General features: G+C 68.5%; 18 protein-coding genes and 2 tRNA genes. 12 read left to right on the top strand and 8 right to left on the bottom strand.

The window, feature by feature from the left end; all coding sequences use genetic code 11:
• The first annotated feature begins 15 nt into the window (after positions 1-15).
• Both ctaJ and QRN16_RS08820 read left to right on the top strand, forming a co-directional pair.
• Entirely contained in the window at positions 16-285 is a 270-nt protein-coding gene (gene ctaJ, locus QRN16_RS08825) for an aa3-type cytochrome oxidase subunit CtaJ (RefSeq protein ID WP_027505641.1), read from the top strand.
• Positions 272-754 carry a DUF5130 family protein gene (locus tag QRN16_RS08820; RefSeq protein WP_222630258.1) on the top strand — a complete coding sequence of 161 codons (483 nt, stop codon included), beginning with the start codon at positions 272-274 and terminating at the stop codon, positions 752-754. Before ctaJ ends, QRN16_RS08820 begins: the two co-directional genes overlap by 14 nt.
• Positions 755-836: 82 nt before the next feature.
• Here the strand turns inward: QRN16_RS08820 and pepN are convergent, their stop codons facing one another.
• On the bottom strand, positions 837-3,419 hold the full coding sequence (gene pepN, locus QRN16_RS08815; RefSeq protein ID WP_285185715.1) for an aminopeptidase N: 2,583 nt from the start codon (positions 3,417-3,419) through the stop codon (positions 837-839).
• 188 nt (positions 3,420-3,607) lie between these two features.
• On the opposite strand from pepN, the gene QRN16_RS08810 reads away from it, so the two are divergent.
• A complete protein-coding gene (locus QRN16_RS08810; protein ID WP_027505644.1) occupies positions 3,608-4,219 on the top strand; it encodes a DsbA family protein in 612 nt (203 codons plus the stop codon).
• Between the two features lie 39 nt (positions 4,220-4,258).
• Here the strand turns inward: QRN16_RS08810 and QRN16_RS08805 are convergent, their stop codons facing one another.
• Complete coding sequence (locus QRN16_RS08805; protein WP_285185712.1) at positions 4,259-4,969, bottom strand: DUF429 domain-containing protein; 711 nt, start codon at positions 4,967-4,969, stop codon at positions 4,259-4,261.
• Between the two features lie 16 nt (positions 4,970-4,985).
• Between QRN16_RS08805 and QRN16_RS08800 the strand changes: the two genes are divergently transcribed.
• Entirely contained in the window at positions 4,986-5,483 is a 498-nt protein-coding gene (locus QRN16_RS08800) for a ribose-5-phosphate isomerase (protein WP_027505646.1), read from the top strand.
• A 39-nt stretch (positions 5,484-5,522) separates the two neighbouring features.
• A complete protein-coding gene (locus tag QRN16_RS08795) occupies positions 5,523-6,320 on the top strand; it encodes an Fpg/Nei family DNA glycosylase (protein ID WP_027505647.1) in 798 nt (265 codons plus the stop codon).
• Between the two features lie 112 nt (positions 6,321-6,432).
• Here the strand turns inward: QRN16_RS08795 and QRN16_RS08790 are convergent, their stop codons facing one another.
• The 4 genes from QRN16_RS08790 to QRN16_RS08775 all read right to left on the bottom strand — a co-directional run bounded on the left by QRN16_RS08790 (position 6,433) and on the right by QRN16_RS08775 (position 10,577).
• Positions 6,433-7,248 (bottom strand): DUF1542 domain-containing protein, encoded by an 816-nt coding sequence (locus QRN16_RS08790; RefSeq protein WP_285185707.1) that lies wholly within the window; start codon positions 7,246-7,248, stop codon positions 6,433-6,435.
• 37 nt (positions 7,249-7,285) lie between these two features.
• Positions 7,286-8,302, bottom strand: a complete 1,017-nt coding sequence (locus tag QRN16_RS08785) for an iron-containing redox enzyme family protein (RefSeq protein WP_285185705.1) — start codon at positions 8,300-8,302, stop codon at positions 7,286-7,288.
• A gap of 18 nt (positions 8,303-8,320) precedes the next feature.
• On the bottom strand, positions 8,321-9,655 hold the full coding sequence (locus QRN16_RS08780) for an EAL domain-containing protein (protein ID WP_285185704.1): 1,335 nt from the start codon (positions 9,653-9,655) through the stop codon (positions 8,321-8,323).
• Positions 9,656-9,743: 88 nt separating this feature from the next.
• Positions 9,744-10,577 carry a universal stress protein gene (locus QRN16_RS08775; protein WP_222649364.1) on the bottom strand — a complete coding sequence of 278 codons (834 nt, stop codon included), beginning with the start codon at positions 10,575-10,577 and terminating at the stop codon, positions 9,744-9,746.
• 229 nt (positions 10,578-10,806) lie between these two features.
• Between QRN16_RS08775 and QRN16_RS08770 the strand changes: the two genes are divergently transcribed.
• Positions 10,807-11,223 carry an STAS domain-containing protein gene (locus QRN16_RS08770; RefSeq protein WP_285185700.1) on the top strand — a complete coding sequence of 139 codons (417 nt, stop codon included), beginning with the start codon at positions 10,807-10,809 and terminating at the stop codon, positions 11,221-11,223.
• Between the two features lie 55 nt (positions 11,224-11,278).
• Here the strand turns inward: QRN16_RS08770 and QRN16_RS08765 are convergent.
• Positions 11,279-11,352, bottom strand: a tRNA-Gly gene (locus QRN16_RS08765).
• Between the two features lie 192 nt (positions 11,353-11,544).
• On the opposite strand from QRN16_RS08765, the gene QRN16_RS08760 reads away from it, so the two are divergent.
• The 6 genes from QRN16_RS08760 to QRN16_RS08735 all read left to right on the top strand — a co-directional run bounded on the left by QRN16_RS08760 (position 11,545) and on the right by QRN16_RS08735 (position 16,604).
• Positions 11,545-11,618: transfer RNA gene (locus QRN16_RS08760), tRNA-Pro, on the top strand.
• Between the two features lie 115 nt (positions 11,619-11,733).
• Entirely contained in the window at positions 11,734-13,137 is a 1,404-nt protein-coding gene (tig, locus tag QRN16_RS08755) for a trigger factor (RefSeq protein WP_285185698.1), read from the top strand.
• A gap of 241 nt (positions 13,138-13,378) precedes the next feature.
• Positions 13,379-13,975, top strand: a complete 597-nt coding sequence (locus tag QRN16_RS08750) for an ATP-dependent Clp protease proteolytic subunit (RefSeq protein ID WP_051613384.1) — start codon at positions 13,379-13,381, stop codon at positions 13,973-13,975.
• 79 nt (positions 13,976-14,054) lie between these two features.
• Positions 14,055-14,720 (top strand): ATP-dependent Clp protease proteolytic subunit, encoded by a 666-nt coding sequence (locus tag QRN16_RS08745; RefSeq protein ID WP_027505653.1) that lies wholly within the window; start codon positions 14,055-14,057, stop codon positions 14,718-14,720.
• Between the two features lie 225 nt (positions 14,721-14,945).
• Positions 14,946-16,226 (top strand): ATP-dependent Clp protease ATP-binding subunit ClpX, encoded by a 1,281-nt coding sequence (gene clpX / locus QRN16_RS08740; protein WP_027505654.1) that lies wholly within the window; start codon positions 14,946-14,948, stop codon positions 16,224-16,226.
• 108 nt (positions 16,227-16,334) lie between these two features.
• Positions 16,335-16,604: an Rdx family protein gene (locus QRN16_RS08735; protein ID WP_027505655.1), complete on the top strand. Its 270-nt coding sequence runs from the start codon at positions 16,335-16,337 to the stop codon at positions 16,602-16,604.
• Here QRN16_RS08735 and QRN16_RS08730 read toward each other — a convergent pair.
• Positions 16,601-17,809, bottom strand: coding sequence for an acetyl-CoA C-acetyltransferase (locus tag QRN16_RS08730; RefSeq protein ID WP_285185697.1), 1,209 nt, complete (start codon positions 17,807-17,809; stop codon positions 16,601-16,603). The two genes, QRN16_RS08735 and QRN16_RS08730, sit on opposite strands and share 4 nt — an antisense overlap.
• Between the last annotated feature and the right edge of the window lie 44 nt (positions 17,810-17,853).

Genomic DNA, 17,853 nt, shown 5'->3' with positions numbered 1-17,853 from the left:
ACTAAGGTGATGGGCGTGAGCATCCTCGAAACCGCGCTGATCTTCGGACTGATTCCGTTGGCACTGTTCCTCGCGCTCTTCGTGTTCGCGAAGATCACGTCGACCGATCCCGCGCCGCGTCCCGCCCCCTACCGACTCGGGCAGCAGTGGGACCACGCCCCGGTGCTGTGGTCGGCCACGGACGAGGTGACGCCGTACTCGCAGCACGCTGCGCATTCGACACACGCCGAACTCACCGCGGGTTCGGCTTCGCTGGTAGGAGGCCGGGCAAGTGGCAAGTGGTGAACTCTCGACCCGTCGGATCGACGAGGAGAACCTTCCCGTCGGCCATGTGGTGACCGCGAGCGGTCGAGTCTCCGGTGTGCACCAGGTGGGCACCGTCAACCCCGACCTGTCCCCATTCGCGACCGACGAGCTGATCCAGCTCGACGAGTCGCTCATCGAGGCCACCCGCCGTACGGGCATCCGCTTCAACGTGCTGGTCGGTGACCTCGGCCCCGACACCGCCGCGGGTGCGGACGCCGCTCTCGCGGGAACGCCCGAGGCCGAGTACTCGGTGCTCATCGCCGTCTCACCGAACCAGCGCGCCATCGAGGTTCGTTCCGGTCGAGGCGTCGCCCATCTCGTCGACGACCGCATCGCGCAGCTCGGTATCACCGCGGCCACGGGATCCTTCCGTGACGGCGACCTGATCGACGGCCTCGTCGCCGCCGTGCGCGTCATGAGCGCGGCGATCACCGGCCCGTCCGCCTGACACGGCGCCACCCCGGCACAGAGACAAGGGCCCATCATCCGCGAGGATGATGGGCCCTTGTCCGTGCGCGAGTCAGGTGCGGTCAGGCACCGTCCGCCGCTCGAGCGGCGAGCGACCGCACCACGGACGCGCGACCCTCGACGACGAGGCGCGCGAGGGCCGGCGGGTGGTCGCCCGCGAGGAACTCGTCCGCCGCCGCCACCGACTGCTCACTGATGGACCAGGTCGGGTACAGACCGACGACGACGGTCTGCGCGACCTCGCTGGAACGACGTGCCCAGACATCGGAGATGGCGTCGAAGTAGCGGGAGACGAACGGCTCCAACAACTCTCCCTGGCCCGCACCGGGGAACGCGCCGATGATGGCACGCGCGGTGATGTTGGGTAGGGAGTCGTTGTCGATGACCGTGGTCCACGCCTCCTCCTTGACCGAGGCCTGCGGGCGGGCAGCTCGCGCCGCCGCCGCGTTGCGGGCACCGGCCGCGGTGTTGTCCTTCTCGGCCTCGGCGTCGATCACGGGTGTGTCGGACCCCGTGTCGATCGCGCCGCTGCGAGCCAGAGCGGTGACGAACCGCCAGCGCAGATCGGTGTCGACGGTGAGGCCGCCCAGATCCTGGCCGTCCACATCTCCGTCGAGCAGCGCCTGCAGCACTGTCGTGTGGCGCTCGGCCAGCACGGACGAGGCCAGCGCGTTGACGTAGGCCAGCTGATGATCCGACCCACCGTCGGCCGCGCGCGCCAGCTCGAGGAGGCGGTCGGCGAACTCGGGCCATCCCGTGGACTGCGCCCACCCCGGCTCGGCATAGCTGCCGAGCGCGGTCTGCGCCTGCAGCAGGAGCCGCTGCACGACTCCGACCTCGGTCTCGGAGGTGATGCCGCGCTGCACCAGTGCGACGAAGTCGCGTGCCTTCAGATCGGCCTGCCGGGTCATCTCCCACGCCGCCGACCACGCCAGGGTGCGGGGGAGCGACTCGGTGATGTCGCCGATGCGCGCGATGAGCGTCTCGAGCGAAGTCGGATCCAGCTGCAGCGAGCAGTACGTCAGGTCGTCGTCGTTGACGAGCACCAACCGACCGGCGGGCGTGCCCACCAGCGCGGGAACCTCGGTGCGCTCCTGCGGCTCGACGTCGAGCTCGACCCGCTGGGCGCGAGTGAGCGCGCCGGAGTCGTCACCGTCGTAGATGCCGACGGCGATGCGGTGCACGCGGCGCTCACCCTTGCCGGGTGCCGCGGCCCCCTGCACGACGGAGAAGGACGAGTAGTTGCCGTCGTCGTCGATCTCGAATTCCGGTGTCAGGGTGTTCAGGCCGGTGGTGCGCAGCCACTGATCACCCCAGTCCGACAGGTCGCGACCGGACGAGGCCTCGAGAGCCGACAGCAGATCCGAGAAGGTCGCGTTGCCGAAGGCGTGGTCGCGGAAGTAGCTGCGCAGGCCCGCGAGGAAGTCCTCGAGCCCGACGTAGGCGACGAGCTGCTTGAGGACGCTGGCGCCCTTGGCATAGGTGATGCCGTCGAAGTTGACCTCGACTGCGGCGAGATCGGGAATGTCCGCGGCGATGGGGTGCGTCGACGGCAACTGGTCCTGGCGGTAGGCCCAGCTCTTCTCGACGTTCGCGAACGTGGTCCACGCGCTGGTGTACTCCGTGGCCTCCGACTGGCAGAGCACCGACGCGAACGTGGCGAAGGACTCGTTGAGCCACAGGTCGTCCCACCACCGCATGGTCACGAGATCGCCGAACCACATGTGGGCCATCTCGTGCAGCACGGTCTCGGCGCGGCGCTCGTAGGAGTAGCGCGTCACCTTGGACCGGAAGACGTAGTCCTCCAGGAAGGTCACCGCGCCGGCGTTCTCCATCGCGCCCGCGTTGAACTCGGGCACGAACAGCTGGTCGTACTTGCCGAAGGCGTACGGGACACCGAAGTTACGGTGGTAGAACTCGAAGCCCTGCTTGGTCTCGGTGAAGAGGCGATCGGCGTCCATGTACTCCGACAGCGATGCGCGGCAGTAGATTCCGAGCGGAATGGTGCCGTGGTCGTCCGAGTAGGAATCGGTCCACTGCGCGTACGGGCCGGCGATGAGCGCGACGAGGTAGGTGCTCATCACGGGAGTCGTCTCGAACACGTGCGTCGTGGCACCGGACGCCTCGGAGGTCTCCGCGGCAGCCGCGTTGGAGATGACGGCCCAGTCCTTCGGTGCCGTCACCGTCACGTCGAAGGTCGCTTTGAGATCCGGCTGATCGAAACACGCGAACATGCGCTTGGCGTCCGCGGTCTCGAACTGGCTGTACAGGTAGACGGAGCCGTCCGACGGATCGACGAAGCGGTGCAGGCCCTCACCGGTATGGGAGTAGACGCACTCCGCGACCACGGTGAGCTCGTTGTGCTCCGCGAGGTCGGTGAGCGCGATGCCCGTCGACTCGTCGTAGGAGGAGACGTCGACGTCGGTTCCGTTGAGCGTCGCGGAGCTCACCGAGGCGGCGACGATGTCGACGACACTGGAGGCTCCGGCGGTCGCGTCGAAGGTGACGGTGGTGGTCGAGGAGAAGGTCTTCTCGCCCGGGCCACCGGCTCCGTCCGTCAGGTCGAGAGTGATGGAGTAGTGCGTGACCGTGAGCAGCGAGGACCGTTCCTCTGCCTGGTCCCTGGTCAAATTGGGGGCAACCACGTGCACCCTTTCTGTCGATTTCTTCTGCCACCGCCGAACTGCGGTCGCGGCTGTGTCCATCCCATCATGACGCCGGTCGCCGCGGGCGGGTAGAACAGGTGTGCAGAGTTCGTGTCACCGGCCCACTGTGCGGGACGCTCCGCAGACCAGCCGAACACCGAGCACTACCCGACGACGAAAGGACCGACGTGAGCGATAGCAAGGACGTGGCAGATTTCTGGTTCGACCCGCTCTGCCCGTGGTGCTGGATCACCTCGCGCTGGATTCTCGAGGTGGCGAAGGTTCGCGACATCGAGACGAACTTCCACGTCATGAGCCTGGCGGTCCTCAACGAGGGACGCGATCTTCCCGACGAGTACCAGGACATGATGAAGAAGGCGTGGGGTCCCGTCCGCGTCGCGATCGCGGCCGCGCAGGAGAAGGGCGACGAGATCCTCGCGCCGCTCTACACCGAGATGGGGACGCGAATCCACAACGAGGGCAACAAGGACTTCCCGGACGTGATCCAGAAGTCGCTCGCTGCACTGGACCTCCCGGCCTCGTTGGCCGAGGCGGCCGCGAGCAGTGAGTTCGACGACGCGCTGCGCAAGAGCCACCACGCGGGAATGGACAAGGTGGGCAAGGACGTCGGCACGCCGACCATCCACGTCAACGGTGTCGCCTTCTTCGGTCCCGTGCTGTCGAGGATCCCGCGCGGCGAGGAGGCCGGCAAGCTGTGGGACGCGTCGGTGATCTTCGCGTCGTACCCGCACTTCTTCGAGCTCAAGCGTTCTCGCAACGAGGACCCGCAGTTCGACTGAGTCGACCGCGCACCCCGTCGGTGATTCCGGCGGGGTGCGTCAGACCACGATGAGGTCGGGACGGCCGCGGCGATCGCGAGTGCCGTCCCCGAACTCCAGTGCCTCGCCGCCGAGCCAGCGGCGCGCGGACCAGGCGGCCGCCACCGCGTCGAGCACGTCGTCCATCGCGGGCCCGTCCTCGATCGCACTCGTGGCCTCCAGCAGCGCCGGCACGTCCACCACCACCGAGAGTGCTTGCAGCCGTTGCGCGATGCCGCGGGCTCGTTTCTTCGACGTGAAGCGGGTGGCGGGGGCGAGCGCCCGGAACGACGATTCCGGGTGCACCTCGATCACCCGCGCGATGTCTGGGTCGGCCGCGTCCCAGGCCCGGATGTGGTCGGTGAGGTACCAGGACTGCTTGCTGATGGCCTTGCCCGTGCGGGCGCGGGCGATCACGCAGGCGTCCTCCCAGGAGGCCGCCCACACCGCGTCGCGTACCGGCGTGGGGAAGAGCGACGATCGCGCCGGGCCCAGGAACGTCCGAACCTGGAGTTCGCTCGCTCGCACTCCGGCGTCGGGAACGGTCAGCGGCATGTCGACCCCGACGGCCGCGCAGTCCCGGGTGGTGTCCAGGACGGCCGCGACGGTGTCGACCAGGGTCAACGACACTCGTCCGTCGTGGAGGCGAGCCACCACCCACCGGCCCGCGGCGCCGTCCACCCCGGCGACGGGGCCCCACCCGCACGGTGGCGTCGGGGCGGAGGGGGGCACCTGTCAAACTCTAGCCATGCGCGTATACCTGGGTGCCGATCACGCCGGCTTCGAGTTCAAGAATCAGATCATCGACCACCTGCGGGAATCGGGACACGAGCCGATCGACTGCGGTGCGTTCACGTACGACGCGGTGGACGACTACCCGGCGTTCTGCATCGAGGCGGCTCGCCGCACGGTCGCCGACCCGGAGAGCCTCGGACTGGTGCTCGGTGGCTCCGGCAACGGTGAGCAGATCGCGGCCAACAAGGTCCCAGGCGCGCGGTGCGCTCTCGCCTGGAGCGTCGAGACGGCCCAGCTCGCGCGTCAGCACAACAAGGCGCAGCTGATCGGCATCGGCGGCCGCATGCACACGCTGCCCGAGGCGCTCGCGATCGTGGACGCGTTCCTCGAGACCCCGTGGTCGGGTGAGGAGCGCCACCAGCGCCGCATCGACATCCTGTCCGAGTACGAGCGCACCGGCGACGCGCCGGCCGTTCCCGGTGCACCCTCGGCCGACGGCGGCTCCGAATAAGAGGGTCCGCACCACAGCCCGAGTAGTCAGGTACCACCCATGCCCGAGGGGCACACTCTCCATCGTCTGGCGCGACTGCACCAGAAGCGTTTCGGCGGCCAGGTCATCGAGGTGTCCAGTCCGCAGGGACGTTTCGTCGACGGCGCCGAGTGGGTCTCCGGGCATGTCCTGAAGCGCGCCGACGCCTGGGGCAAGCATCTGCTCCACCGGTATGACAACGGGGCGATCGTCCACGTCCACCTCGGGCTGTACGGAAAGTTCGGCGAGCAGTCCGTTCCCATGAAGGAGCCCGTCGGCCAGGTGCGGATGCGCATGGTGGGGGAGGAGTACGGCACCGACCTGCGCGGCCCCACCCGCTGCGAGATCTTCGACGACACTCAGGTCGACGCGCTGGTGGCGCGCCTGGGTCCCGATCCGCTGCGCAAGGAGTCCGACCCGGAGAAGGCGTTCCACCGGATCCACAAGTCGGCCATGGCGGTCGGCGCGTTGCTGATGGAGCAGGACGTCATCGCCGGCATCGGCAACGTCTACCGGGCCGAGCTGCTGTTCCGGCACCGCGTGAGCCCGTTCCGCACCGGCAAGCACCTCGACCACGAGGAGTGGGACGAGATGTGGACGGATCTCGTCGAGTTGATGAAGGTGGGCGTGCGACGCGGGCGCATCATCACGCTGGACAAGGAACACGACTCGGGCACAGGGTCGCGTGGACCGGGACGCCCGCGTTCCTACGTCTACAAGAGGAACGGCCAGCCGTGCCTGATCTGCGGCACGACGATTCTCACCGCGGACATGAAGGGGCGCAACCTCTTCTGGTGCCCGACGTGTCAGGCGACGTGAGGTCGGTCGAGCACTGATCCGTCCGCACGAGTTCCGGGGGGCGCGCACCCGGTTCCGCTGACTGGACGGGGTGCACGGCACCGGGGGGTGTGCGGACCGGCGCCCGTGGAGGTCAGAAACCTCCGAAGTCGCCGCCGCCCCCGAAGTCGCCGCCGCCGCCGAAGTCACCACCACCGCCGAAGTCGCCACCACCGAAGTCGCCCCCGGCATCGCCGCCCATGTCGCCGCCACCGTCACCCGTGTCGCCGCCCATGTCGCCCCCGTCGTTCATGTCGGTCCCGTCGCCCTCACCACTGGCGAAGTTGTCCGCCCCGTAGCCCACGCCGGCCATCCCGGAGAACATCGCGGAGAACAGGAACATGGATCCCATGCCCCACGCGCCGGCCACGAGGGCGGGCTTCCACCACGGCTCGGAGTACCAGCCCGCAGGGACGGGGCGACCCGCCACGCGTCCGCCGGGGTAGTAGTTCGGCGTCTTCTCGGACGGTCCGGGGCTCGCGGTCACGGCCCGACCCTCGTAGTCGACGGTGCGTTCCTCGGTGACCTCGCCCGCGGACTTCTGTCCGACGATGGTGGGGACCTCGGGGCCGGGGTCCATGCCCATCGCCAGCCGGGCAGCGCGGATGTAGTAGAGCCCTTCCAGCGCAGTCTGTTTGGCCAGACGCGCCTGGGTGGGGGACTGCGCCTGATCGATCTGTGAGCCCGCGGCCGTGTAGCGCTCGGACGCGTCGGCCAGAGCCTGCTTGGAGGCAGTGTCCGAGCCCACCAGGTTGTACACCTGGCCGCCGAGGCGCTCGATGGCCTGACGCGCGTCGGCCTTGGCGTCGTCGAGCGACTCGAGACTCCGTCGGCCGGACCTGCGCTGGGACACGACGACGACGCCGACGACCAGAGCCACGACGACGATGATCAGGAGCAGAGGTTCCATGGTCCCAGTGTACGGAGAGTCCGGTTCCGGTCGCGGATCACGACGCGGGGCGCAGCGACTCCCGGCCGTTGCTCCACGCGTCCATGAGATGGTCCGCCAGGACGTTCTCGACATGGTCGATGGCGCGCATCCCGAAGACGACGTCCGCCTCGAGTTCCGGTTCGCGCGCGACGAGGTCGCCCACCACGTCGTGTCGCATGACCTGCTCGTGCACCGCGTCCGCCTCGACGTGCTCGGCGTAGAACGCGACACACTCGGCCGGGAACTCCAACCGCTGCAACGCTTTAACCAGCCGCTGCGATCCGGGTGAGGAGGTGATCTCGGTCGCGGCGAGGTGTCCGACGGCGGCACCTCGCAGCGATCGGTGCAGACCGAACATCGACATCAGGTTGACCGGTGCGAGGGTCGGTGCACCCACCCGGTCGAGGAAACCGAGGTAGGTCGCGTCGAGTCCCGCCGCTGCCAGGAGGTCGCGAAAGAGGTTCTGGTGCATCCGGCTTCCGCGCCCGCCGCCGAACTCGTCGAACTCGACGGCGACGTAGGAGGCCTTGGCCTGACCCTGCAGCCGCGGGATCGTCCACGCGTGGGGGTCGGCCTCCTTGAGGTGGTACAGCGATCGGTGCGCGAGGTACTCCCGCATCTGCTCGGCGGTGCCGGTGTCGCGGAGGTGGAAGGACGGGCCGGACCCGTCGACGTGCTCCGTCGACAACAGGTCCATCTCGTCGGCCGCCGAGCCGCCCACCGTCACGTGCGCACGGACGTCGGCGAGGAAGGCGCTCTCCATCTCGGCACGCAGACGCAGGAGGTCGGGATTCCACTCCCAGGCGTCGTCCACACCGGGGAGCCCGCGGTAGTGCAGTTCGTAGCAGAGGTACAACGCGAGATGAAGGTCGTCGCCGTAGGGATCGGCGTCCGTGACGGGGGCGACGACGCTGCCCGCGTCCGACGGGGACTGCACGAGTGCGGACAGGACGGCGGAGGACAGCGGCCCACGCGCCGTCGGCAGCGCGGCTGCGGTCGGCGGGGTCGAGGTGGTCGGGGTGTCGTTCAGCATCGCGGTCACCTCGTCCGACTACCCGTTTCGACCGTGTCCGAACATGCGTGGCGGTTGCTGGGGTCCGAAGACGGGCAGCGGACCCGATCCGGGTTCGGTCGGTACGGGCGTGGTGCGGCGGAGCAACAGGGTGGCCGCGTCGAGCACCAGTTCGCGGTCGTACGTCAGGCGGTAGTCGAAGACCGGGTCCGAGTCGGTCGATCCGCCGCCGTCCGCTTCGGCTCCGATGACGGCAGCGGTGAAGTGCGGGCTCACGACGATCACCGACAGTTCCCGCAACAGCGGGTCCGCGGCCGGCAGCCTCATGGCGTGCAGGCCGGGCACCGGCGGTGTGGTCGCGGCGCCGCCTCGTCCGAACAGGGCGACGAGCGTCCCGGACGCGGCGAGGTGCGCGGCCTGATGCATCTGCTCGGCGGACACCTCGAACGAGTGCGGAACCGTGGCCAGCACGATGGTCGACGGTCCGGTGGCCGCCGCGTGGAGCGCGAACTGGTCGATGATCGTGGAGAGCAGGGACAGACGCCCGCGGCGGATGCCACCGGTGGCCGCGGCGAGTGCGAAGGGCGTCGGCGCGGACGGCATGCGGTGGGTGAGCCCGACGGCGAAGGGGGAGTCCGACGGCAGGTCGGCGGCGGTCGGGCCGGCGTGTGGCTCACGGCGCGGCAACGGAGCGGGCGTGCCGAAGAGCCAGCCCTGGCCGAGAGCAGCGCCCATCTCACGCGCGAGATGCAGGTGTTCCTCGGTCTCGATGCCCTCGGCGAGGACCACCGCGCCCGTGCGGTCGGACTCCGCCGAGACCGCCGCGAGCACCCGCGCGGTGTCCGCCGTCGCCCGCTGCTGGGTGAACGTCATGTCCAGCTTGATGATGTCGGGCCGCAGGAACGGCAGCAGGGCCAGGCTCGCCGTCTCGGCTCCCACGTCGTCCACCGCCACGAGCCACCGTCGGTCGCGCACTCGTTCCACTGCCTCGAGCAGCGATGCGGGGTCGGCGAGCAGGTCACGTTCGGTGATCTCCACGACCACCGACAGTCGCGACGCCTCGGCGAGCAGAGCGGCCACCCCCGCGGGAGGCGCGAGGTTCATCGCGCTGGGTTCCATGTTGACGAACAACTGCAACCCGGTCGGCAGATTGGCCTCCAGCGCCCCTCGGAGCGCACTGACTCGGCACATCCAGTCCAGCTGACCGACGGTCCCGTGCGCACGCGCCGACTCGAACAGTGCGGCGGGTGACTCCCAGGGTGTGCCGACGGGGCCGCGGGCGAGGGCCTCGTAGCCGACCAGCGCGCGCGTCGAGAGGTCGACGACGGGTTGGTAGAGGGAGTGGACCGTCAGGCCTGCGGGGATCTCTTCCACGCCCGGTCCTCTCGTCGGCGGACCGAGTCCGCGTGCCTGCAGCATCTGAAACAGTAGGCCGATCACCCCTCGCGAGGGCGAGGACGGATCAGACGGGCGACGGCACGACGGTGACAGGGACGTCCACCGAGTGCATCACGGCTCGGCTGGTCGATCCCAGCAGGAGCGAGGTGAATCCACCCCGCCCGCGGCGACCCACGACGACGAGGTCCGCCTCGGCCGATCTGGCCACGAGTTCCCGCACCGGCCGGTCCTGGACCACCACGCGCTCCACCTCGACGTCGGGGTAGTCCTGCGACCACCCGGCCATCGTCTCCGCGAGGACGGCCTCCTCGTCCTCGGCAGACCGACCGCGGCCGCCGGGAACGTCGATGTCGCTCCACGCGTGCACGGCGATCAGCGATGCCCCACGTGACGAGGCGATCTCGAACGCCCAGCGGACGGCGGGCACGCTGTTGTCCGTGCCGTCGACGCCGACGACGACGGCGTGTCCCGTGCCCTCGTTCGGCGGCGTGTCCAGAGGCACCACGGTGACGGCGCACGAGGCGTGTGTCGCCACCGCCGTGCTCACCGACGCGGAGAGTCCTCCGGTGAACTCGCCGAGCCCCCGCGTCCCCACGACGATCATCGCGGCGTCCGTCGATCGTTCGACCAGTACTCCGGCGGGGGTGCCATGGTGGGTCTCGGTGGAGACCGACACGTCGGCCGCCACGGCCCGCGCCGCGTCCACTCCGTCGGCGAGAATGCGGTCGAGTGCACTCGCTGCAGTGTCGTCGACGTCCGCGAAGGCCGGCGCGGACACCGCCGTGACCAGCACGAGGGGCAGGCCGCGAGCGGTGCAGAGCCGCGTGGCCCATCGCACGGCCGCGAGCGCTGCGGACGATCCGTCGACTCCGACGACGACGGGGTGGGACACGGGCATGCAGGCCTCCAGCGGTTCGAACGGACGGTGCCGAGATGACCACAGTGTTCCCGACGCGAGGCGATGGCATGCCCGGAACAGGCAGTTGAGTCTGCAACGGCGTTATCTCGATGTGCTGTGAACGTTATCGGATCGTGATGCTCTGCACGCAGCCTCGTCACTCTGGCGGGCGAATCTAAGGCAGACGCCGAGGAACGAGATCGACGCACACGAACCGGGAGACACAGCAATGACCGCACACGGACTCGACACCCACTTCTCTTTCGACGCTGCCGATCTCACCGTCCTCGAATACGAACGCGGCGACGTCGCCGTGGTGTCGGTCGGCGGCGAGATCGACATGAGCACCACGCCCGAACTCCGCGAGGTCTTGGCACGCGTGGCCGCTCGCGGCCACGAGGACGTGGTTCTCGACCTGTCGGACGTCACCTTCCTGGGCAGCGCCGGCGCCGTCCTTCTCCTCGGCGCGGCGTCCTCGCTGTCGGTCCGTCCGATGGTGCTGGTGGCCACCGACCCCGCAGTGCGGCGCCCGCTCGAGCTCCTCGGCGTCTGCTCGCCGATCACCGTGTGCGGAAGCATCTTCGAGGCAGTGTCGCTGGTCACCTCGGCGCGCGACGGCGCCGGATTCCTGTCCGACGCCGGCTGACCCCCGAACACACGAGAGCCCCCCGATTCGGTGAATCGGGGGGCTCTCGCATTCGTGGAGCGGGCGACGGGAATCGAACCCGCGTAATCAGTTTGGAAGACTGAGGCTCTACCATTGAGCTACGCCCGCATGCCTGCGGCGGTGCTGGGATCGCCAGCTCCTGCCGCCTGCGTTGAGGAACTGTACCGAACGTCGCGCGCGATCGAGAAATCGGCCCGCCGTCGGCGCCTCCGCGGTACCGCCGTAGGATCGTCGGCGCACGTCGCTGTGGCCTTGCCGGTGCGAATCGCCACGATCGAGGGTGACGGCGTGCACGAGGAACGGGATGTGGCGCAGCTTGGTAGCGCATCCGCTTTGGGAGCGGAGGGTCGCAGGTTCGAATCCTGTCATCCCGACAGACGTCGGTCGCCGCGATCGAATGGTCCAGATCCACCTTCCCACCGGAACCACCCCGCACCACCACAGTCCGACACCGAGTCACTGCAGTCGAGCAGATGAAGGAGCACGTTCGTGAAGAGCACTGTCGAGCAGCTGAGCCCGACGCGAGTCCGTATCAACGTCGAGGTGCCCTTCGAGGAGCTGAAGCCTGATTTCGACCGCGCCTACAAGACGCTCGCGCAGCAGATCCGCCTGCCCGGGTTCCGGCCCGGCAAGGCGCCCGCGAAGCTTCTCGAGGCACGCGTCGGCCGCGCGAACGTCCTGAACCAGGTGGTCAACGACGCGTTGCCCGCCAAGTACAACGACGCGCTCAGCTCGACCGAGCTGAAGCCCCTCGGCCAGCCGGACATCGAGATCACCAAGCTCGAGGACGGCGAGGAGATCGTCTTCACCGCCGAGGTCGACGTGCGTCCCGAGATCACGCTGCCCGACTTCTCGAGCGTCACCGTCACCGTCGACCCGGTCGAGATCACCGACGAGGCCGTCGACGAGCAGCTGCTCTCGCTGCGTCAGCGTTTCGGCACCCTCACCGGTGTCGAGCGCGCTGCGCAGACCGGCGACTTCGTCTCCATCGACCTGTCGGCCACGGTCGACGGCGAGGACGTCGCGGAGGCCTCGACCGAGGGCCTGTCCCACGAGGTCGGCTCCGGCCAGCTCATCGAGGGTCTCGACGACGCGATCGTCGGCCTGTCCGTGGGTGACTCCAAGGAGTTCCCGACGACGCTGCTCGCCGGTGAGCACGCCGGCCGGGAAGCGCAGGTCACCGTGACGGTGAAGTCGGTGAAGGAGCGCGAGCTGCCCGAGCCCGACGACGAGTTCGCCCAGCTGGCGAGCCAGTTCGACACGTTCGACGAGCTGATGGCCGATCTGCGCGAGCGCGTGGCCCGCGTCAAGAAGGTCGAGCAGGCCGGGCAGATCCGCGACAAGGTGCTCGAGGCTCTGCTCGAGTCCGTCGAGGTCCCGGTTCCCGAGGCCTTCGTCAAGGCCGAGGTCGATTCTGCGCTGCACGACGCGATCCATCCGCTCGACCACGACGAGGACAAGCTCGCGCAGCAGCTCGAGGCCGCAGGCTCCTCGCGCGAGGAGTTCGACACGAACGCGCGTGAGAGTGCCGAGAAGTCCGTGCGCACCCAGCTGTTGCTCGACACCATCGCCGACGCCGAGTCGGTCCAGGTCGGACAGGAAGAGCTGACCCAGAACATCGTCTTCCAGGCACAGCGGTACGGCATCGCACCGGAGGAGTTCATCCAGCAGGTGCAGCAGGCCAACCAGCTGCCCGCACTGTTCGCCGACATCCGACGCAGCAAGGCACTCGCCGCGATCGTCGATCGCGTCTCCGTGACCGACACCGCCGGTGCGAGCGTCGACACCAAGGAGCTCTTCGGAGATCCCGAGGACGAGGCCACCGACGAGACCGAGTCGGCGGAGATCGAGTCGGCTGCGGACGATTCGTCTGCGGGCGAACAGCAGAAGTAACGCTCACAGCGAACGACGGCGGTTCCGGGACTCCGGGGCCGCCGTCCTTCGTTAGTGTCGGTGACAGAGAACGTGAGCGTTCCGTCCACAGGGAACGTTCGCGCTCACGGCGAGAAACTCGTTCAGGCGAGACCACATCGAGCACGAGAAGGCAGGTACCGTGACCACCACGAACCCGGCGACCAACACCGACCAGGCAGGGCCGTCCCGTCAGGCAGGGTCGATCGTGACCGCTCCGGCCATGACGTCCGCGACCGCCGGACTCAACCTCAGCGACTCCGTCTACGAGCGTCTGCTCCGTGAGCGCATCATCTTCCTCGGCACGCAGGTCGACGACGACATCGCGAACAAGCTGTGCGCCCAGATCCTCCTGCTCTCGGCAGAGGACCCCACTCGCGACATCGCGCTCTACATCAACTCGCCCGGCGGTTCCGTCTCGGCCGGCATGGCGATCTACGACACGATGAACTTCGCCGAGTGCGACGTCGCGACCTACGCGATGGGCCTGGCGGCGTCGATGGGCCAGTTCCTGCTCACCGCCGGGACCAAGGGCAAGCGCTACGCCCTGCCGCACGCCCGCATCATGATGCACCAGCCGTCCGCCGGAATCGGCGGCAGCGCGGCGGACATCGCCATCATGGCCGAGCAGTTCGCCCTCACCAAGCGCGAGATGGCCGAACTGATCGCACAGCACACCGGCCAGTCGTTCGAGCAGGTCACCGAGGACTCCGACCGCGACCGGTGGTTCACGGCGCAGCAGGCCCTCGAGTACGGCATGGTCGATCACGTCATCACACGCGCCGAGCAGGCCGGCGGCACCAGCGGAGCCGACAACTGATCGGACCGGACAGCGCAGCGCGCGACGCGCTCGCTCCTGTCGGTCGTCCGATCTCTTCACCCACACCCTTGGAGTACTGATGTCCCAGCTCTTCGATCCCCGTTCTCTCCCCGGCTCCAGCTCGCCCGCCGGGCCCGATTCCCGCTACATCCTCCCGTCCTTCGTCGAGCACTCCAGCTACGGCGTCAAGGAGTCGAACCCGTACAACAAGCTCTTCGAGGAGCGCATCATCTTCCTCGGCGTGCAGGTCGACGACGCCTCGGCGAACGACATCATGGCGCAGTTGCTCGTGCTCGAGGGTCTCGATCCCGACCGCGACATCACGATGTACATCAACTCGCCCGGTGGCTCGTTCACGTCGCTGATGGCGATCTACGACACGATGCAGTACGTGCGCGCCGATGTCGCGACCGTCTGCCTCGGTCAGGCCGCGTCGGCCGCCGCCGTGCTGCTCGCAGCGGGTGCCCCCGGCAAGCGTGCGGCACTGCCGAACGCTCGCGTCCTCATCCACCAGCCGTCCACCGGCGGTGTGCAGGGCCAGGTGTCGGACCTCGAGATCCAGGCTCGGGAGATCGAGCGCATGCGTCGTCTGATGGAGACCACCCTCGGTCGCCACACCGGCAAGGACGCCGACGTCATCCGCAAGGACACCGATCGCGACAAGATCCTCACGGCCGAGGAGGCCAAGGACTACGGGATCATCGACACCGTCTTCGAATACCGCAAGCTCTCCGCACGCAAGTGACGCCGGCCGGCCGGAGGCCGCTCCCGACACGCCCGGACGACGGGTCGTGGACGGGTGGCTCCGGCCGGTTCCGAGCCCCCGGACTGCATCGATTCACCCACGTCCGAGGGGGTGCGACGCCGCTCCGACATGCCTGCTCGGGTTGCGTCAGAAGTCGACCTCCGACCGCGAAGGCGGGTACGGTCGCACGCAGAGATTCTCTTTCACTAGTGAGGACTAACGCTCATGGCACGCATCGGTGACGGTGGTGATCTGCTCAAGTGCTCTTTCTGCGGAAAGAGCCAGAAGCAGGTCAAGAAGCTCATTGCCGGACCAGGTGTCTACATCTGTGACGAGTGCATCGATCTGTGCAACGAGATCATCGAGGAAGAACTGGCCGAGTCGAGCGAGGTCAAGCTCGACGAGTTGCCCAAGCCCGCGGAGATCCGCGACTTCCTGGAGAACTACGTCATCGGTCAGGACACGGCGAAGCGTCGTCTCGCCGTTGCGGTCTACAACCACTACAAGCGCATCCAGGCCGGCGACAAGGCCCGTGACGCCCGTGGTGAGACCGTGGAACTGGCCAAGTCCAACATCCTGATGCTCGGCCCCACCGGTTGCGGCAAGACCTACCTCGCGCAGACGCTGGCGAAGATGCTGAACGTCCCGTTCGCCATCGCCGACGCCACCGCGTTGACCGAGGCGGGGTACGTCGGTGAGGACGTCGAGAACATCCTCCTCAAGCTGATCCAGGCCGCGGACTACGACGTCAAGCGCGCCGAGACCGGCATCATCTACATCGACGAGGTCGACAAGATCGCTCGCAAGAGCGAGAACCCGTCCATCACGCGCGACGTCTCCGGCGAGGGTGTGCAGCAGGCCCTGCTCAAGATCCTCGAGGGCACACAGGCCAGTGTCCCTCCGCAGGGTGGACGCAAGCACCCGCACCAGGAGTTCATCCAGATCGACACGACCAACGTGCTCTTCATCGTCGCCGGTGCCTTCGCCGGGCTCGAGAAGATCGTGTCGGACCGCATCGGCAAGCGCGGCCTCGGCTTCGGCGCCGAGGTCCACTCCAAGGCCGAGATCGACACGCAGGACCACTTCGCCGAGGTCATGCCCGAGGATCTGATCAAGTTCGGTCTGATTCCCGAGTTCATCGGTCGCCTGCCGGTCGTCGCGTCGGTCACGCATCTCGACAAGGAGTCCCTCGTGACCATCCTGTCGGAGCCGAAGAACGCTCTGGTGAAGCAGTACACGCGCCTGTTCGACATGGACGGTGTCGAATTGGAGTTCACCCCGGACGCGCTGGACGCGATGGCCGAGCAGGCCATCCATCGCGGCACGGGCGCTCGTGGACTGCGCGCGATCATGGAGGAAGTGCTCAACCCGGTCATGTTCGACATCCCCAGTCGTGACGACGTGGCGAAGGTGGTCGTGACGGCGGAGACCGTGAACGACAACGTGCTCCCCACCATCGTGCCGCGCAAGCCGGACCGGCCGGAACGGCGCGAGAAGAGCGCCTGACCCCCTCAGCTCGATCGAGAGCCCCGACGACCGATGGTCGCCGGGGCTCTCGTGCGTCGGGGCTCTGGAGCGTCGGGGCTCTGGAACGTCGGGGGTAGGGTCGCCGCCATGCGCGTCGCGATCACGTACTGCACCCAGTGTCAGTGGCTCCTGCGAGCCGGATGGATGGCGCAGGAACTGCTGCAGACTTTCGGATCCGACCTCACCGAGGTGGCGCTGATTCCCGGCACCGGCGGAGTCTTCCGCGTCGTGGTGGGGGAGTCTGTGGTGTGGGATCGCAAGGAGCGCGGCGGTTTTCCCGAGATCACCGTCCTGAAGCAACTCGTTCGAGACGAGGTCGACCCGGAGCGCGACCTCGGGCACGCGGACCGTCCCTAGACGCGCTCGAACACCGCCGCGAGTCCCTGGCCGCCGCCGATGCACATCGTCTCGAGGCCGTACCGCACGTCTCGTCGCACCATCTCGTGAGCGAGGGTGGTCAGGATGCGTGCGCCGGTCGCGCCGACCGGGTGGCCGAGGGAGATGCCCGAGCCGTGCGGGTTGAGCCGAGGGTCGGCGGGGTCCATCGACCATTCGGTCAGCACCGACAACACCTGCGCGGCGAACGCCTCGTTCAGTTCGACGACGTCCATGTCGTCGAGGGTGAGGCCGAGCCGGCCGAGAACGGCGGCCGTCGCCGGGACCGGGCCGATGCCCATCGTCGCCGGCGCGACACCGGCCACCGCCCATCCGGCGAGTCGGACCAGAGGTGTCAGCCCCAGCGCTGCGGCCCTGTCCGCCGTGGTGACGAGGCAGAGCGCGGCGCCGTCGTTCTGACCGCTGGCGTTGCCGGCGGTGACCGTCGATTCCGGATCGATCGTCCCGCGGATCGGGCGGAGCCGGGACAGCGACTCGAGGGTGGTGTCGGCTCGGGGGTGCTCGTCGTCGGTGACGACGACGGGATCGCCCCTGCGCCGAGGCACCGTGACGGGCACGATCTCCTCGGCGAAGACGCCGCTCCGTTGCGCCGCGACGGCGCGCTGGTGGGACTGCACCGCGAAGGCGTCCTGGTCGGCGCGTGGCACACCGTACTGCTCGCGGAGGTTTTCTGCCGTCTCGATCATCCCACCGGGCACGGGAAAGTGTGTGCCGCCGGCCGTGATCCGGGCCCGTGCGAGCCTGTCCTGGAGGGGCACGGAGTCGGCGCCGACGCCCCACCGCACACCGTCGGTGTAGAACTCGGTGGAGCTCATCGACTCCACGCCGCCCGCGAGCACGACGTCGCTCACGCCCGTGGAGACCTGCATGCAGGCGTCGAGAACGGCCTGCAGCCCGGACCCGCAGCGGCGGTCGACCTGGCGGCCGGGGACGCCGATGCCGAGCCCCGCATCGAGTGCGGCGACGCGTCCGATCGCCGGTGCCTCGCCGTTCGGTGCGCCCTGCCCGAGGATCACGTCATCGATGTCGACGCCGGACAGCCCGGTGCGCGAGAGGATCTCGATGATCACGGCAGACGCGAGGTCCGCTGCGGGAACGGTCTTCAGGGCCCCGCCGAAGCGGCCCACGGGGGTGCGCAGCGGAGCGCAGATGACGGCGTCGAGCATGGCGTGGTCTCGTCTCGTGTGTCGGTGGTCGGGTGGGGGGAGAG

This window comes from Rhodococcus sp. MEB041, assembly GCF_030208955.1.
Lineage (GTDB): Bacteria > Actinomycetota > Actinomycetes > Mycobacteriales > Mycobacteriaceae > Rhodococcoides.
This window is presented reverse-complemented; position numbering and strand designations above follow the sequence as displayed.

Bases quoted from the DNA above. Each gene is read 5' to 3' on its own strand.
- QRN16_RS08800 (WP_027505646.1), top strand. From the start codon at position 4,986: ATGCGCGTATACCTGGGTGCCGATCACGCCGGCTTCGAGTTCAAGAAT.
- QRN16_RS08795 (WP_027505647.1), top strand. From the start codon at position 5,523: ATGCCCGAGGGGCACACTCTCCATCGTCTGGCGCGACTGCACCAGAAG.
- QRN16_RS08790 (WP_285185707.1), bottom strand. From the start codon at position 7,248: ATGGAACCTCTGCTCCTGATCATCGTCGTCGTGGCTCTGGTCGTCGGC.
- QRN16_RS08785 (WP_285185705.1), bottom strand. From the start codon at position 8,302: ATGCTGAACGACACCCCGACCACCTCGACCCCGCCGACCGCAGCCGCG.
- QRN16_RS08775 (WP_222649364.1), bottom strand. From the start codon at position 10,577: ATGCCCGTGTCCCACCCCGTCGTCGTCGGAGTCGACGGATCGTCCGCA.
- QRN16_RS08770 (WP_285185700.1), top strand. From the start codon at position 10,807: ATGACCGCACACGGACTCGACACCCACTTCTCTTTCGACGCTGCCGAT.
- QRN16_RS08750 (WP_051613384.1), top strand. From the start codon at position 13,379: ATGACGTCCGCGACCGCCGGACTCAACCTCAGCGACTCCGTCTACGAG.
- QRN16_RS08745 (WP_027505653.1), top strand. From the start codon at position 14,055: ATGTCCCAGCTCTTCGATCCCCGTTCTCTCCCCGGCTCCAGCTCGCCC.
- clpX (WP_027505654.1), top strand. From the start codon at position 14,946: ATGGCACGCATCGGTGACGGTGGTGATCTGCTCAAGTGCTCTTTCTGC.
- QRN16_RS08735 (WP_027505655.1), top strand. From the start codon at position 16,335: ATGCGCGTCGCGATCACGTACTGCACCCAGTGTCAGTGGCTCCTGCGA.
- QRN16_RS08730 (WP_285185697.1), bottom strand. From the start codon at position 17,809: ATGCTCGACGCCGTCATCTGCGCTCCGCTGCGCACCCCCGTGGGCCGC.